This is a genomic window from Streptomyces sp. TRM70350 (assembly GCF_019219825.1).
Taxonomy (GTDB): Bacteria; Actinomycetota; Actinomycetes; order Streptomycetales; family Streptomycetaceae; genus Streptomyces.
In genome coordinates, this window is sequence record NZ_JAHUXH010000037.1 from 52797 (window position 1) to 66420 (window position 13624).

The following is a 13624-nucleotide window of genomic DNA, read 5'->3' on the forward strand; positions in this document are numbered from 1 at the left end:
GTTCTCGTACCGTCGGTCGGGATCTACTCCTGCTTCTTCCTCCGTGTCCCGAACACGATTTCGTCCCAGCTCGGGACCGCCGCTCTGCGGCCGGGGCGGACGCCGTCGGCCTCGGCCTGGCGGTCGGTGGCGCCGATGAGGCGGTCGCGGTGGCTGCCGACGGAGCGCGGCATGAGGACGTCCGCGTAGGCGGAACCGGCCGAGGCGGCGGGCGCCGGAGGCTCCTCCGCCTCGGGCTCGGCGGCGGGTTCCTCCACCGGCTCGGGCGCCGGACGCTCCGGGACCACCAGGTCGCCCCGGAAGCTCGGTACCGCCTCCAGCAGGCTGGTCAGCGAGTCCCGCTCACCCGCGCTCTCCTCGGCGGGCTCGGCCGGGGGTGCCGGCAGGCTCGGCCGCTCCCGGTCGGTGGAACGGTCCAGCGTGCGCTCGCGCGGCAGCCGGGCGATGCGTGGGACGAAGGGAAAGCTGGGCTCCGGAGCGCCGAGGTCGTCGGCCTCGCCGATCAGCGAGCGGGCCTCGTCGTCGACGGCCTGGACGAGCCGCCGGGGCGGGTCGTACGTCCAGCTCGCCGAGTGCGGCTCGCCCGCGACCCGGTAGACCAGCAGCACTTCCCAGGTGCCGTCGTCGCGGCGCCAGGAGTCCCACTGCACGGTGTCCTTCTCGGCGCCGCGCAGCACCAGCCGCTCCTGCACGGCCTCGCCGAGCAGCGGTCCGGAGTTCTCGCCGGGGCGGCGGACCGGGGTCTTGCGGGCCCGCTCGGCCATGAAGGCGCGCTCAGCGAGCACGGGACCCTCGAAGCGGCGTACGCGATCGACGGGGATGCCCGCCATTTGGGCGACCTCTTCCGCGGTCGCGCCCGCACGTATCCGCGCCTGGATGTCTCGGGGGCGGAGATGGCTCTCCACCTCGATCTCGATCTGGCCGAGGCGAGGACGGTCGCCGCGCACGGCGGCGCGGAGCCGTTCGTCGATCGGAAGCGTGTACTCCGTGCTGTCCGCAGCCTTCAGCACCAGCCGTGTGCCGTCATTGGAGACGGCCACGACACGCAGTTCGGGCATGGGGACCTCCCGGGTGGTGCCTGCCGACGTCACGTGCGTCGCTGCTTCCGCTAGTCGAGTGTGGCCTGCCCGGGTGCAGCCTGCCACAACCTTGCCGAGTTGCCCGGCGTGTCGGGCACGGGCCCTGGATCGCCGTTATGGCACGGTTACCTATTCGCAACGCTAAGTGACCAACTCCGTCACCCTGTGCAACAAGCTCCCTCCCGGCGGTCCTTCACGGTCCCGGACGCCCTGGCGGGAGACTGGACCCAGGGCTCGCAACAGTACTCCATTTGGACCACGTGCGTGGATTGGCGCGCCGCTCAACTTCTCCCGGAGGGCGGCACTTGGCCGTCGCTGACGGGTCTTCCCGATCACGCGCGTGGCGTACTTCACGGAACCACCAGAAACGGAACTACCGGTTTCGACCGTAGGTCCCCCTCTCCTGCCACCAGTCGATCAAGTACGGAAAAGGCGGGCAAGGCCCCGGAATGCGCGAAAGGCCCGATGTCGTCGAGGAGTCGAGGGCCGGGGAAGAGGCGAAGCAGAAGCGGATCGACCTGAGCCTGCCCCAGGGGGCGGGCAGCGCCGTGGCCGCCGTGGTGGCGCCACACTCGCCTCCTGCTTCGGGGTGTACGGGACTGGCCTCCGGCGGCAGCGTCAGCGGCGGGGGCAGTACGACGGTCGGGGACGCCCTCTCCGGTCACGGCAAGTCGTCCACCTCGGACTCCGGCAACTCCGGGGGCTCCAGGGGCTCCAGGGACTCCGGCTCCGACTCCGTTTCCGGCGGGGACGGTTCGACGCCCACTCCCTCCGGGGCACCGGACACCACCGGCGACGCCTCCTCCGGTGGCGACGACGGCGGTACGACGGGCAGTTCGACGCCTACTCCGAGCGCGAGCTCCGGGGACGAGCAGGACACCGGCGAGGAGCAGGCCCCGACTTCCACGCCCACCGCGTCCGCTACGACCCCAGGACCCTCCGCAAGTAGTCGTTCTGGAACATCCGTTCCGGATCCAGCCGATCCCGCAGCGCCGTGAACTCCCCGAAACGGGGATAGACCCCGGCGAAGTACTCCGCGTCCCGCGTGTGCACCTTGCCCCAGTGCGGCCGCCCCTCGTGCGCGGTGAAGATCCGCTCGGCGGCGGTGAAGTACGCCTGATAGGGGGTGCCCTGGAACATGTGGACGGCGATGTACGCGGTGTCCCGGCCCGATGCCGTGGACAGCGTGATGTCGTCGGCAGGGGCGGTGCGCACCTCGACGGGGAAGCTGATCCGCAGCCGCGACCGGTCGACCGTCGCCTTCAGTTCGTGCAGCGCCTCCACGACCGCCTCGCGCGGGACGGCGTACTCCATTTCCACGAAACGCACCCGGCGCGGAGACGTGAAGACCTTGTACGGGATGTCCGTGTAAGTGCGCGCGGAGAGGGCCTTGCTGGAGATCTGGGCGATCGTGGGGATGGTGGCGGGCACCGCGCGGCCGACCCAGTTGGCCACCTGGAAGACGCCGTTGGAGAGGAACTCGTCCTCGAACCAGCCCTTGAGCTGCCCCACCGGACGCTCCGGGCCGGCGGTGCGGTTGTTGCGCTTGGTGTTGGTGTTGCCGGTGTGCGGAAACCAGTAGAACTCGAAGTGCTCGTTCTCGGCCCAGAGTTCGTCGAAGGAGCTGGTGACCCGGTCGAAGGTCATCGGCTCTTCGCGCGCGGTGAGCAGGAAGATCGGCTCGACGGCGAAGGTGATCGCGGTGACGATGCCAAGGGCGCCGAGGCCGATCCGGGCGGCCGCGAAGACATCCGGGTTCTCCTTCTCGGAGCAGGTGAGCACCAACCCGTCGGCGGTGACCAGCTCCAGGCCCCGGATCTGGGCGGCGATCGAAGCGGAGTCGCGGCCCGTACCGTGCGTGCCGGTGCTGGTGGCCCCGGAGACGGTCTGTTCCATGATGTCGCCCATGTTGGTCAGCGACAGCCCCTCACGCGCGAGGGCCACATTGAGTCTCTTGAGGGGGGTGCCCGCCTCGACGGTGACGGTGCCGGCCTCCCGGTCAATGTTGCGGATGCCCGTCAAGAGTTGAGGGCGGATCAACACGCCGTCGGTCGCCGCTATGGACGTGAAGGAGTGCCCGGTGCCGACGGCCTTCACCTTCAGGCCGTCCTCCGCCGCCTGCCGTACCGCCTCGGCCAGCTCCTCCACGGAGGCGGGCGTGACCTCCCGTGCCGGGCGGGCGGCGACATTGCCGCCCCAGTTACGCCATGTGCCGTTCTTCCCGCTCGCTGTGCTGCTCAACGGTGCCTCCCCGACCCGCAGCCGGCCGCTTGAGCCGGCGGTACCCGAGGAAACCGACCGCGACCGCGACGGCCCCGGACACCGCCGGAACCCCGTACCCGGCGCGCGCACCGGCGGCGTCGATCACCCAGCCGGCCACGGAGGAGCCGAGGGCGACCCCCACCGCGAGCCCGGTGCTCACCCAGGTCATGCCCTCGGTCAGTTGCGCGCGTGGTACGTGCTCTTCGACCAGGGACATCGTCGTGATCATCGTGGGAGCGATGGACAGGCCCGCGACGAAGAGCGCCACGGCCAGAAACGGCAAGTTTCCGACCAGTAGGAGGGGGATCATACTCACGGCCATCGCGCACACGCCCAGCAACCACCGAGGTTCGGGCGCCCCCTTGAAGTGCAGCAGCCCGAAGACGGCGCCTGCCACGCAGGAGCCCAGCGCGTACACCGCGAGGACGACGCTGGCCGCCCCCTTGTGGCCCTGCTCGTCGGCGAAGGCCACGGTGACCACGTCCACCGCCCCGAAGATCGCGCCGGTGGCCACGAAGGTGGCCACCAGGACCTGCAGACCGGCGGAGCGCATGGCGGAGCCGCCGCCGTGCCGCTCGCGCGGGTGCGGGGCGGGCTCGGTGGACCGCTGCGCGGTCAGCCAGAAGACGCCGGCCGCGAGGAAGCAGGCGGCCAGCAGCGGACCGGCCTCCGGGAACCAGGCGGTGGACAGGCCGATGGAGATGATCGGCCCGAAGATGAAGCAGATCTCGTCCACCACGGACTCGAAGGAGTACGCGGTGTGCAGCTGCGGGGTGCCCCGGTACAGGGCCGCCCAGCGGGCCCGGATCATCGCGCCGACGCTCGGCACGCACCCGATGCCCGCACAGGCCACGAACAGCACCCAGTCCGGCCACCCGTAGTGCGCGGCGACCAGCAGAACGGCCGCCCCGGTCAGCGCCAGCAGGGTCGCCGGGCGCAGCACCCGCCGCTGCCCGTACTGGTCGACCAGCCGCGAGACCTGCGGGCCCGCCACCGCCGCCGCCAGCGCGATGGTGGCCGACAGCGCTCCCGCCAGCCCGTACCGCCCGGTGAGCTGGGAGACCATCGTGACCACACCGATGCCCATCATCGACAGCGGCATCCGGCCGAGGAATCCCGCGGCGGAGAAGCCCTTGGAGCCGGGGGCGGCGAACAGGGCGCGGTAGGGGCTGGGCACTGGGTCTCCGGGCGGCTCGGAAGGATCTCGGAAGGATGGAGGGGGGCCGATACCGCTGCCGTAAGGCGCGGCACGGCTCGGTACGGATCAGTAAGGCGCGAAGATGGCTTATACAGCTTACGAGTTGGGGGGCCCTCATGCACTCGCGAGATGGCCGGGAACACGTGCGGCACCCCACCGTTACCGCACTGTCAGTGCCGGGTGGCAGGATCGGAGTCATGCCAGACGCGCTCGATGCCACCCCCTACGACGCCCTGCTCCTGCTCTCGTTCGGCGGCCCGGAGGGGCCGGACGATGTCGTCCCGTTCCTGGAGAACGTGACGCGCGGGCGCGGCATCCCCAAGGAACGCCTCAAGGAAGTCGGCCGGCACTACTTCCTGTTCGGCGGGGTCAGCCCGATCAACGACCAGAACCGCGCCCTGCTGGACGCCCTCCGCAAGGACTTCGCCGACCACGGCCTGGACCTGCCGGTCTACTGGGGCAACCGCAACTGGGCGCCGTACCTCACGGACACCCTGCGCGAGATGGTCCGCGACGGCCGCCGCCGCATCCTGGTCCTCGCCACCAGCGCCTACGCCTCGTACTCGGGCTGCCGCCAGTACCGCGAGAACCTGGCCGACGCGCTCGCCGCCCTGGAGGCGGAGGGCCTCGACCTGCCCAAGATCGACAAGCTGCGGCACTACTTCAACCACCCCGGCTTCGTGGAGCCCATGATCGACGGCGTGCTCCAGTCCCTCGCCTCCCTCCCCGAGAACGTCCGGGACGGCGCGCACCTCGCGTTCACGACCCACTCCATCCCGAACTCCGCCGCGGACACCTCCGGCCCGGTCGAGGAGCACGGGGACGGCGGGGCGTACGTCAGACAGCATCTGGACGTGGCACAGCTGATCGCCGACGCCGTCCGAGAGCGCACCGGCGTCGACCACCCCTGGCAGCTCGTCTACCAGTCGCGCTCCGGCGCCCCGCACATCCCGTGGCTGGAGCCCGACATCTGCGACCACCTTGAGGAGCGGCACGCGGCGGGGGCCCCGGCCGTCGTGATGGCCCCCATCGGCTTCGTCTCCGATCACATGGAGGTCCTCTACGACCTCGACACGGAAGCCAAGGCCAAGGCCGAGGAGCTGGGTCTGCCGGTGCGCCGCTCGGCCACCGTGGGCGCCGACCCGAGGTTCGCCGCCGCGATCCGCGACCTCGTCCTGGAGCGGGCCGCCGTGGAGCGTGGCCAGAAGGTCACGCCGTGCGCCCTGGGCGCGCTGGGCCCGAGCCACCACCTCTGCCCGGTCGGCTGCTGCCCGCCCCGCGCCCCGCGTCCCGCCGCCGCGGGCGCCGACAGCCCCTACGCATGAGGAGCGCCGTGACCGACGCCCACCACCTGGAACTGCTGCGGCTCGCCCAGGAGGCCGCCCGCCGCGCCGGTGAGCTGCTGCGGGACGGCCGCCCGGCCGACCTCGCGGTGGCCGCCACCAAGTCCAGCCCGATCGACGTGGTGACCGAGATGGACATCGCGGCGGAGAAGCTGATCACCGACCTGATCTCGGACCACCGCCCCGACGACGGCTTCCTCGGCGAGGAGGGCGCCTCCAGCGAGGGCAGCAGCGGCGTCCGCTGGGTGATCGACCCGCTCGACGGCACGGTGAACTACCTCTACGGGCTGCCCACCTGGGCCGTGTCCATAGCCGCCGAGCAGGACGGCGAGACCGTGGTCGGCGTGGTCGCCGCGCCGATGCGCGGCGAGACGTACCACGCGGTGCGCGGCGGCGGGGCCTGGGCGATGGGAGCCTGGGAGGGCGAGCGCAGGCTGGCCTGCCGGCCGTCCCCGCCGCTGGACCAGGCCCTGATCTCCACCGGCTTCAACTACGTCACCGAGGTCCGCACGCACCAGGCCGAGATCGCCGGCAAGCTGATCCCCCTCGTCCGCGACATCCGGCGCGGCGGCTCCGCCGCCGTCGACCTGTGCGACGTCGCCGCCGGCCGCCTCGACGGCTACTACGAGCGCGGACTCAACGCCTGGGACTACGCCGCAGGGGAGCTGATCGCCCGGGAAGCGGGCGCCCTGACCGGCGGACGCCCCACAGAGCGCCCGTCACGCGATCTGACGGTCGCGGGTACCCCCGGCGTCTTCGAACCCCTCCAGCGGCTCCTGGAGGACTTCGGCGCCTGGCACGACTGAATCGGCCGAGGAACTGGCCGAAGCACGAGGTGGCCAGGGCACGAACGGGCCCCCGGCGCTGGACTCGCCGGGGGCCCGCCGTCGTACGGGTCAGACGCTTGACGCGCCGACTTCCACACCGTGCTCGGCCGCGAGACGGCGCAGGTCGTCGAGCTCGCCCTGCTCCACCTCGACGAGGAAGTCGTCGCCCTCGTCCCGGGCCCGCGTCAGGTCGGACTCGGTCGCCCTTATGCGCTGCAGAAGTCCTGCGGTGAATGCGTCCATGCTGCGCCCCCTCGTCCTGGGTCGTGGGTCGATGGCACGGGGGTGTGCCGTTCGGAAGGGGCGATCACGTCTCCCATGGGTGCCCAGCGCTGCCCTGCTGGGCGGCGACGGTGCCGGACACCCACGCCCACTCTGCGGAAGCGGACCGCGGCGTACCGCATGGTGCTGCGGCACAAGCAGAGCGTGATCGCGGGGTGTAAACGGTCCTCCCCCCGCTCCCTCCCGCAGAAACCTCAACCGGAGGAGAAAATCTCGCATGCCCGGATCCGGCGCCCCGTTTCGCGCGGTGCCGCCGCCAGGCTCACCGCGGAGATCGCCGAGGTCCGGCCCGGGCCCGCTCCGGCTGCCGCTCCACCGCCTTACTGCCGACTTATGGCCGAAAAGGGCAGGATGGAGGTCAACACACCCCCGAAGACCCCTGCTCGCGTGCGCCCTGAGGCGCTGTGCGGGTGGACACAGGAAGGACAGCGACGTGCGCGTACTCGTCGTCGAGGACGAGCAACTGCTCGCCGATGCGGTGGCCACCGGACTGCGCCGGGAGGCCATGGCCGTCGACGTCGTGTACGACGGTGCGGCCGCCCTGGAGCGCATCGGCGTCAACGACTACGACGTGGTCGTCCTCGACCGCGACCTGCCCCTGGTGCACGGCGACGACGTCTGCCGCAAGATCGTCGAGCTCGGCATGCCCACACGCGTGCTGATGCTCACGGCGTCCGGCGACGTCAGTGACCGGGTCGAGGGCCTGGAGATCGGCGCCGACGACTATCTCCCCAAGCCTTTCGCGTTCAGCGAGCTGACCGCACGCGTGCGTGCCCTCGGCCGCCGTACGAGCGTGCCGCTGCCGCCCGTCCTGGAGCGCGCCGGCATCAAGCTGGACCCGAACCGCCGCGAGGTCTTCCGGGACGGCAAGGAGGTGCAGCTCGCGCCGAAGGAGTTCGCCGTCCTGGAGGTCCTGATGCGCAGCGAGGGTGCCGTCGTCTCCGCCGAGCAGCTCCTGGAGAAGGCCTGGGACGAGAACACCGACCCGTTCACCAACGTGGTGCGCGTGACCGTCATGACCCTGCGTCGCAAGCTGGGCGAGCCGCCCGTCATCGTGACCGTGCCCGGCTCCGGTTACCGGATCTGACCGGCGGTGGCCGCGCACCCCGCGCCTCCCCAGGCGCCCCCGAAGCCCACCTGGGACCCCAGGAAGGCGGCCCCTCCGTTCCCGCTGCTGCGGCCGACCATCCGGATACGGCTCACGCTGCTGTACGGCGGCATGTTCCTGATCGCCGGCATCATGCTGCTGTCGATCATCTACCTGCTCGCCGCGAACGCCATGAACGTGGGCAGTGACCTGCCCTTCAAGATCCTCTCCGGCCAGGTGGCGAGCGAGACCTGCAACTTCCCCGGCTCGCCGACCGCGGACGAGCTCAACCAGGCCATGAACGCCTGCGTCAACGAGCAGCGCCAGCACGCCCTGGACAACCTGCTCAGCCGCTCCCTGCTGGCCCTGCTCGGCCTCGCCGTGATCGCCTTCGCGTTCGGTTACGCCATGGCCGGCCGGGTGCTCTCGCCGCTCGGGCGGATCACCCGCACCGCGCGCGCGGTCGCCGGGTCGGATCTGTCCCGGCGGATCGAGCTGGACGGTCCGGACGACGAGCTCAAGGAGCTGGCCGACACCTTCGACGACATGCTGGAGCGGCTGCAGCGGGCCTTCACCGCCCAGCAGCGCTTCGTCGGCAACGCCTCTCACGAGCTCAGAACCCCGCTCGCGATCAACCGCACGCTCCTCGAAGTGCACCTGTCCGACCCGAACGCGCCGGTGGAGCTCCAGCAGCTCGGCAAGACGCTGCTGGCCACCAACGAGCGCAGCGAGCAGCTCGTGGAGGGTCTGCTGCTGCTGGCCCGCAGCGACAACCAGATCGTCGAGCGGGGGCCCGTGGACCTCGCCGAGGTCGCCTCGCAGGCCATCGACCAGGTCCACGCCGAGGCGGACGCCAAGGGTGTGGAGATCCGCGGCAATCGTGAGCCCGCGGTCGTCCAGGGCAACGGCGTCCTGCTGGAGCGGATCGCGCTGAACCTGGTGCAGAACGCCGTCCGGTACAACGTCCCCGAGGGCGGCTGGGTCGAGGTCACCACCGAGATCCAGCACGGCCAGGCCGTCCTGGTCGTGGCGAACACCGGGCCGGTGGTGCCGGCGTACGAGATCGACAATCTCTTCGAGCCCTTCCGGAGACTGCGCACGGAGCGCACCGGCAGCGACAAGGGCGTCGGCCTCGGCCTGTCCATCGTCCGGTCCGTGGCCCGGGCGCACGGCGGGCACATCGCGGCGCGGCCGCGGGAGGGAGGCGGGCTCGTGATGCGGGTCACCTTCCCGATCTGAGAGCCCGGCGACACACCCGGGGATGTTCGCTTTGCGCGGAATTTTCGGGGCACCCGTCCGGTCGCTCCTTGTGTGATCGATCACAAAGACGATTTTCTGGCTATCTACTCTCCGTGATCATGCGGGCTGTCGGAAAGCCCGGAAAATCCGGGTTTTCCGGTGGCTTGATCACGGGAAGTACACGGTGAGACGCCTTTGAAGTGCGACATTCGGACGGTGTACGGTCCCGATCGCCATCCAAGCCGATCACTTGTGAGGAGTCCGGTTGGGTGTCGATTGAGTAACAGACCTTGATGTGAGGCAAAATCTCCGCCTCGGGTCGGGCACAAGTCCGGCCTCTCACGCGTTACGTGCGCTGGAGACACCGCAGACACCCGGAGGGGGAGAGCGACATGGCAACCGACTACGACACCCCACGCAAGACCGACGACGACGTCGACTCGGACAGCCTTGAAGAGCTGAAGGCCCGGCGGAACGACAAGTCCGCCTCGGCCGTGGACGTCGACGAGTTCGAGGCCGCCGAGGGCTTGGAGCTGCCCGGCGCCGACCTCTCGAACGAGGAACTGGCGGTCCGCGTACTGCCCAAGCAGCAGGACGAGTTCACCTGTATGAGCTGCTTCCTGGTGCACCACCGCAGCCAGCTGGCCCGGGAGAAGAACGGTCAGCCGATCTGCCGCGACTGCGACTGAGGCGGGGTCGGCCGTGACTGGCTCGACCCCACCTCGGAAGCGCCGCTTCCCCTGGGGAGCGGACTCGGGGCCGTCCGACGGCCCTCACGGCGTGCGTGACGACGAGCGGGGCTCCTCCGGCACGGGACCGGTCCCTACGGGGTCGGCCTCGCTCGAACCGGCCGGTGACCGGGCTGACCTCCCGGTGCCGGCTCAGGACCCCACCCCCGTCGCCAGGCGCCGGGCGGCGGTGATCCGAGACAGGGCCAGGGACCTGGCCAGGCATGGCGTCCGCAAGGGCGGCCGACACGCCAGGGCGGGCCTCGGGTACCTCGCCGACCGGCTGATCGAGATCGCCCCGCGGATCCCCGTACGAGACCTGGCGACGCTGCGCGGGCAGTTCCCGGGCCTCGGTCCCGAACAGCTCGCGGACAAGCTGGTCGCGGGCGCGGCGAAGGCTTCGGCGACGGTCGGAGCGGGCGTGGGAGCGGCGGCGATGCTGCCCGTGCCGCCCGCGATGCCCGCGGAGCTGGCCGCGGAGATCACCGGCGTCGCCGCGATAGAGCTCAAGCTGATCGCCGAGCTCCACGAGGTCTACGGCGTGCGGCCGCCGGGCAATCTGAAGGACCGCAGCAGCGCCTATCTGAAGTCCTGGTCGGAGGAGCGCGGGATCGATCCCCTGAGGCCCTCCACGGTGAACTCCGCCCTCGGCGGTCACATGAAGCGGCAGCTGCGGCAGCAGATCATGAAGCGCATGGTGCGCAACCTGCCCAACCTGATGCCGTTCATGGTGGGGGCCGCGGTCGGCGCGGCCATGAACCGGCGGGACACCAAGAAGCTCGCTGCGCGGATCCGGGCGGACCTGCGCACGATGCAGGTGCCGTGGGACCAGCTGACGGAGCTGCCGCCGCTGGAGCGGCCCGCGGACGCGCTGCCGATGGGCAACGGGGAGCCGCAGGAGCCCGGGCGCTGACCGGCGCCGCTGTTACGCGGCAGCCGCTTCCCTAGCCGTCCTGATCGCCTCCGCCAGCCGCTGCGGCTCACGCGTCGACAGGTACAGGTACGGCGTCGGGTCCGCCGGGTCGGTGATCTCGACGCGCAGGGCCGTGGGGATGTACGCGCGCAGCAGCATGAAGGCGCGGGTGTCGGCCTTGTGGGTCCGCCAGGCCCGGGCCTCCTCCGGGCCCAGGACCTCCGCCTCGCCCAGCGCCGTGACCGGGACCTTCGCCTCGCCCGCGATCAGGGCGCCGCCCACCACGCGAATACGGACCGAGCCGTACGAACTCGCCGCCACCGCCGCGGCGGCCGTGCCGCCGACCAGGCCCCCCAGCATCGGCAGCGTGCCGAAGGGCAGCAGGATCAGGGCGAGCGAGACCCCGGCCAGGAAGCTGATCAGCCACCAGGAGCGGGGCGCGGTGAGGCGTTCTTCGTACGGGGCGGCGGAGAGCTGCATGACGTCAAGCTTGGCACGGGTCCGTGCGCCGCCGGGTTCAGGGGGCCAGCTCGCAGCGCTGTCAGGCAGGGCGGTGGCGGAGACGGGCGGGCGGGTAAGGTCTGCGGCTGTGAGTGGTACATCCCCAGCTCTGACGCCTCCCGCCGACGCGAGGCAGCCGGTGCGGCACGCCGACGCTCCCGCGCCCGGTGAGCTCCTCGGCGCGCACTACGGCCAGTGCTTCGGCTGCGGCGGCGAACAGGCGCACGGGCTGCACCTGGCGGCGCGGGCCGGCGAAGGAGTGTCGATCACCGCCGAGTTCACCGTACGCCCCGAACACCAGGGCGCCCCCGGCCTCGCCCACGGCGGAGTGCTCGCCACCGCCCTCGACGAGACGCTCGGCTCGCTGAACTGGCTGCTGCGCACCATCGCCGTCACCGGCCGGCTGGAGACCGACTTCGTCCGGCCCGTGCCGGTGGGCACCACACTGCACCTCGCGGCCGAGGTGACCGCGGTGGCCGGACGGAAGATCTACTCCACCGCCACCGGACGCATCGGCGCCCCCGACGGCCCCGTCGCCGTCCGCGCCGACGCCCTCTTCATCGAGGTCAAGGTCGAGCACTTCATCGACCACGGCCGTGAGGAGGAGATCCAGGCCGCCATGAACGACCCCGACCAGATCAGGCGCGCCCGCGCCTTCGAGGTGAACCCGTGAGCCGCGACCCCGTGAACGTGCTGATCCGGCGCGTCGATGCGGACGTACCGCTTCCGGCGTATGCGCACCCCGGTGACGCGGGAGCCGATCTGCGCACCACCGAGGCCTGTGAACTGGCGCCGGGCGAACGGGCCGTCCTGCCCACGGGGGTGTCTGTCGCGCTGCCCGAGGGGTACGCGGCCTTCGTGCACCCGCGTTCCGGCCTCGCCGCCCGCTGCGGTGTCGCCCTCGTGAATGCCCCGGGGACGGTTGATGCCGGGTACCGTGGGGAGATCAAGGTGATCGTGGTGAATCTCGACCCGCGCGAGACCGTGCGGTTCGAACGCTTCGACCGGATTGCCCAACTGGTCGTCCAGCAGGTCGAGAAGGTCCGCTTCCAGGAGGTGGCGGAGCTTCCCGGCTCGGCGCGGGCCGATGGGGGCTTCGGGTCCACCGGCGGCCATGCCGCGGTGGGCGACGGGGGCGGCACAAGCGGTCACGCCGCCGTGGGCGGCGAGGCGGGTGGGAATCGATACGCTTCGGTCGTATCCGACCGGGAAGGACAGTGACGTGTTCGGACGTCGCAAGAAGAAGGGTGCCGCCGAGGACGCGGCCGGCGAGGCCGAGCAGGTCGTCGACAGCGTCGACACTGAGGCGGACGACGAGGTCGGTCGCGAGCGGGTGCGGCTGGAGCCGGAGCCGCGGCCCGACGGACCGTGGGACAGCTCCGAGGTACGGGACCCGGCCGAGGGCCGGGTCGACCTGGGCGGGCTGTTCGTGCCGGGAGTCGACGGCATGGAGCTGCGGGTGGAGGTCGCGGGTGACGCGATCGTCGCGGCGACCGTCGTGCTCCGGGACAGCGCCATCCAGCTCCAGGCCTTCGCCGCGCCCAAGCGCGAGGGCATCTGGGGCGAGGTGCGCGAGGAGATCGCCGCCGGCATCACCCAGCAGGGCGGCATCGTCGACGAGGTCGAGGGCCCGCTCGGCTGGGAGTTGCGGGCCCAGGTGCCGGTGCAGCTGCCGGACGGCACGGGCGGCTTCCAGGTCGTCCGGTTCGTCGGTGTGGACGGGCCCCGCTGGTTCCTCCGCGGTGTGATCTCGGGCCAGGGCGCGGTGCAGCCGCAGGCCGCCGGGCTGCTGGAGCAGATCTTCCGGGACACGGTCGTGGTGCGCGGCGACGGGCCCATGGCGCCCCGCGACCCGATCGTCCTGAAGCTGCCGAACGACGCGCAGATGGTCCCCGAGGGCGTCCAGCAGGACGACCAGGGCAACTCCCGCTTCTCCGGTGGCATGGGGCAGCTCCAGCGCGGACCGGAGATCACCGAGGTCCGCTGAGACGGAGACGGACACGACTAGGGCCGTATCCCGTGGGGTGCGGCCCTTTCGCATGCCCGGCGCGTCAGGGTTCTGTCAAAGGCGTCCCCGCAGCCCCTCGTCGTCCCCTTCGCCCGGAACGTTGGCCGTAAGGTCGACGCTGCGTAGGCAGCAGTTTGCGGAAGACGGACAATGAGGC

Annotated in this window: 15 protein-coding genes; 9 read left to right on the forward strand and 6 right to left on the reverse strand. The window is 71.3% G+C overall.

Going from position 1 to position 13624, the window contains the following annotated elements; genetic code table 11:
- Window positions 1-23: 23 nt before the first annotated feature.
- The 4 genes from sepH to KWI83_RS33505 all read right to left on the reverse strand — a co-directional run bounded on the left by sepH (window position 24) and on the right by KWI83_RS33505 (window position 4518).
- Window positions 24-1058, reverse strand: a complete 1035-nt coding sequence (sepH, locus tag KWI83_RS33490; protein WP_218518152.1) for a septation protein SepH — start codon at window positions 1056-1058, stop codon at window positions 24-26.
- Between the two features lie 682 nt (window positions 1059-1740).
- Complete coding sequence (locus KWI83_RS33495; RefSeq protein ID WP_218518153.1) at window positions 1741-1986, reverse strand: hypothetical protein; 246 nt, start codon at window positions 1984-1986, stop codon at window positions 1741-1743.
- Window positions 1987-2000: 14 nt separating this feature from the next.
- Complete coding sequence (locus KWI83_RS33500) at window positions 2001-3320, reverse strand: D-arabinono-1,4-lactone oxidase (protein ID WP_218518154.1); 1320 nt, start codon at window positions 3318-3320, stop codon at window positions 2001-2003.
- Window positions 3280-4518, reverse strand: a complete 1239-nt coding sequence (locus tag KWI83_RS33505) for an MFS transporter (RefSeq protein ID WP_218518155.1) — start codon at window positions 4516-4518, stop codon at window positions 3280-3282. The genes KWI83_RS33500 and KWI83_RS33505 overlap by 41 nt, the downstream gene beginning before the upstream one ends.
- 218 nt (window positions 4519-4736) lie before the next feature.
- Between KWI83_RS33505 and KWI83_RS33510 the strand changes: the two genes are divergently transcribed.
- Window positions 4737-5864: a ferrochelatase gene (locus tag KWI83_RS33510; protein ID WP_218518156.1), complete on the forward strand. Its 1128-nt coding sequence runs from the start codon at window positions 4737-4739 to the stop codon at window positions 5862-5864.
- An 8-nt stretch (window positions 5865-5872) separates the two neighbouring features.
- The gene (locus KWI83_RS33515; RefSeq protein WP_218518157.1) at window positions 5873-6688 is read left to right on the forward strand and encodes an inositol monophosphatase family protein; all 816 of its coding nucleotides are present in this window, start codon (window positions 5873-5875) and stop codon (window positions 6686-6688) included.
- A 90-nt stretch (window positions 6689-6778) separates the two neighbouring features.
- Here the strand turns inward: KWI83_RS33515 and KWI83_RS33520 are convergent, their stop codons facing one another.
- A complete protein-coding gene (locus KWI83_RS33520; RefSeq protein WP_003997305.1) occupies window positions 6779-6952 on the reverse strand; it encodes a hypothetical protein in 174 nt (57 codons plus the stop codon).
- A 472-nt stretch (window positions 6953-7424) separates the two neighbouring features.
- Between KWI83_RS33520 and KWI83_RS33525 the strand changes: the two genes are divergently transcribed.
- The 4 genes from KWI83_RS33525 to KWI83_RS33540 all read left to right on the forward strand — a co-directional run bounded on the left by KWI83_RS33525 (window position 7425) and on the right by KWI83_RS33540 (window position 10958).
- Window positions 7425-8078 carry a response regulator transcription factor gene (locus KWI83_RS33525; protein WP_007385219.1) on the forward strand — a complete coding sequence of 218 codons (654 nt, stop codon included), beginning with the start codon at window positions 7425-7427 and terminating at the stop codon, window positions 8076-8078.
- Window positions 8079-8084: 6 nt separating this feature from the next.
- Window positions 8085-9317: a HAMP domain-containing sensor histidine kinase gene (locus KWI83_RS33530; RefSeq protein ID WP_218518158.1), complete on the forward strand. Its 1233-nt coding sequence runs from the start codon at window positions 8085-8087 to the stop codon at window positions 9315-9317.
- A 392-nt stretch (window positions 9318-9709) separates the two neighbouring features.
- Window positions 9710-10006, forward strand: coding sequence for a DUF4193 domain-containing protein (locus KWI83_RS33535; protein ID WP_003993510.1), 297 nt, complete (start codon window positions 9710-9712; stop codon window positions 10004-10006).
- A 13-nt stretch (window positions 10007-10019) separates the two neighbouring features.
- On the forward strand, window positions 10020-10958 hold the full coding sequence (locus KWI83_RS33540; protein ID WP_218518159.1) for a hypothetical protein: 939 nt from the start codon (window positions 10020-10022) through the stop codon (window positions 10956-10958).
- 12 nt (window positions 10959-10970) lie between these two features.
- Here KWI83_RS33540 and KWI83_RS33545 read toward each other — a convergent pair whose 3' ends face one another.
- A complete protein-coding gene (locus KWI83_RS33545; RefSeq protein ID WP_218518160.1) occupies window positions 10971-11438 on the reverse strand; it encodes a DUF3093 domain-containing protein in 468 nt (155 codons plus the stop codon).
- 109 nt (window positions 11439-11547) lie between these two features.
- On the opposite strand from KWI83_RS33545, the gene KWI83_RS33550 reads away from it, so the two are divergent.
- From KWI83_RS33550 to KWI83_RS33560, 3 genes are read left to right on the forward strand one after another with little or no spacing between them, the layout of a single operon-like run.
- Complete coding sequence (locus tag KWI83_RS33550; protein WP_218518161.1) at window positions 11548-12132, forward strand: PaaI family thioesterase; 585 nt, start codon at window positions 11548-11550, stop codon at window positions 12130-12132.
- Window positions 12129-12680, forward strand: coding sequence for a dUTP diphosphatase (dut, locus tag KWI83_RS33555; RefSeq protein WP_218518162.1), 552 nt, complete (start codon window positions 12129-12131; stop codon window positions 12678-12680). The genes KWI83_RS33550 and dut overlap by 4 nt, the downstream gene beginning before the upstream one ends.
- 1 nt (window position 12681) lies before the next feature.
- Complete coding sequence (locus KWI83_RS33560) at window positions 12682-13446, forward strand: DUF3710 domain-containing protein (protein ID WP_218518163.1); 765 nt, start codon at window positions 12682-12684, stop codon at window positions 13444-13446.
- Window positions 13447-13624: the final 178 nt, after the last annotated feature.

Coding starts and splice junctions, on each gene's coding strand:
- KWI83_RS33510 (WP_218518156.1), top strand. CDS start 4,737: ATGCCAGACGCGCTCGATGCCACCCCCTACGACGCCCTGCTCCTGCTC.
- KWI83_RS33520 (WP_003997305.1), bottom strand. CDS start 6,952: ATGGACGCATTCACCGCAGGACTTCTGCAGCGCATAAGGGCGACCGAG.
- sepH (WP_218518152.1), bottom strand. CDS start 1,058: ATGCCCGAACTGCGTGTCGTGGCCGTCTCCAATGACGGCACACGGCTG.
- KWI83_RS33545 (WP_218518160.1), bottom strand. CDS start 11,438: ATGCAGCTCTCCGCCGCCCCGTACGAAGAACGCCTCACCGCGCCCCGC.
- KWI83_RS33535 (WP_003993510.1), top strand. CDS start 9,710: ATGGCAACCGACTACGACACCCCACGCAAGACCGACGACGACGTCGAC.